General features: G+C 55.5%; 2 rRNA genes (1 of these 2 only partly in view). Both read right to left on the reverse strand.

From position 1 onward, the window contains the following. Positions 1-4: 4 nt before the first annotated feature. Positions 5-121: ribosomal RNA gene (gene rrf, locus AC0685_RS43405) — 5S ribosomal RNA — on the reverse strand. Between the two features lie 81 nt (positions 122-202). Next, positions 203-1,596: ribosomal RNA gene (locus AC0685_RS43410) — 23S ribosomal RNA — on the reverse strand; it runs 1,275 nt beyond the window's last position.

Genomic DNA, 1,596 nt, shown 5'->3' on the forward strand with positions numbered 1-1,596 from the left:
GTTAGTCCGGCGGTGTCCTACTCTCCCACAACCCTTCGGTTGCAGTACCATCGGCGCTGTCAGGCTTAGCTTCCGGGTTCGGAATGGGACCGGGCGTTTCCCTGACGCTATAACCACCGAAACACTGTGAAACACTCCCCCACAAATCCCCGTGAGGGTTGTGTGGTGTTTCAGAGCTGTAGAGTGGATGCGTAACATCTTCGTGGGCAAGTCCTCGGCCTATTAGTACCAGTCAACTCGACAACACATTACTGTGCTTCCATTTCTGGCCTATCAACCCAATGGTCTGTTGGGGGCCTTAACCCACATGGGGTGGGATACCTCATCTTGGAACAGGCTTCCCGCTTAGATGCCTTCAGCGGTTATCCCTTCCGAACGTGGCCAACCAGCCATGCCACTGGCGTGACAACTGGCATACCAGAGGTTCGTCCGTCCCGGTCCTCTCGTACTAGGGACAGCCTTCCTCAAGTATCCTACGCGCGCGGCGGATAGGGACCGAACTGTCTCACGACGTTCTAAACCCAGCTCGCGTGCCGCTTTAATGGGCGAACAGCCCAACCCTTGGGACCTACTCCGGCCCCAGGATGCGACGAGCCGACATCGAGGTGCCAAACCATGCCGTCGATATGGACTCTTGGGCAAGATCAGCCTGTTATCCCCGGGGTACCTTTTATCCGTTGAGCGACACCCCTTCCACCAGGTGGTGCCGGATCACTAGTCCCGACTTTCGTCCCTGCTCGACATGTCTGTCTCACAGTCAAGCTCCCTTGTGCACTTGCACTCAACACCTGATTGCCAACCAGGCTGAGGGAACCTTTGGGCGCCTCCGTTACTCTTTAGGAGGCAACCGCCCCAGTTAAACTACCCATCAGGCACTGTCCCTGAACCAGATCATGGTCCGAGGTTCAGATTCCCAATCCGACCAGAGTGGTATTTCAACAACGACTCCACCAACACTAGCGTGCCAGCTTCACAGTCTCCCACCTATCCTACACAAGCCGAACCGAAAACCAATACCAAACTATAGTAAAGGTCCCGGGGTCTTTCCGTCCTGCCGCGCGTAACGAGCATCTTTACTCGTAGTGCAATTTCGCCGGGCCTGTGGTTGAGACAGCCGGAAAGTCGTTACGCCATTCGTGCAGGTCGGAACTTACCCGACAAGGAATTTCGCTACCTTAGGATGGTTATAGTTACCACCGCCGTTTACTGGCGCTTAAATTCTCAGCTTCACCCCCAAAGGGGTTAACCGGTCCTCTTAACGTTCCAGCACCGGGCAGGCGTCAGTCCATATACATCGTCTTGCGACTTCGCATGGACCTGTGTTTTTAGTAAACAGTCGCTTTCCGCTGGTCTCTGCGGCCACTGCGCCCTAGCCTGCAAGAGGCTTCAGGCACCTTGGCCCCCCTTCTCCCGAAGTTACGGGGGCATTTTGCCGAGTTCCTTAACCACAGTTCACCCGATCGCCTTAGTATTCTCTACCTGACCACCTGTGTTGGTTTGGGGTACGGGCCGTGCACGCACTCGCTAGAGGCTTTTCTCGGCAGCATAGGATCACTCTACTTCGCCTCAATCGGCTACGCATCACGTCTCAACCTA

Source organism: Amycolatopsis sp. NPDC043889, from assembly GCF_056435645.1.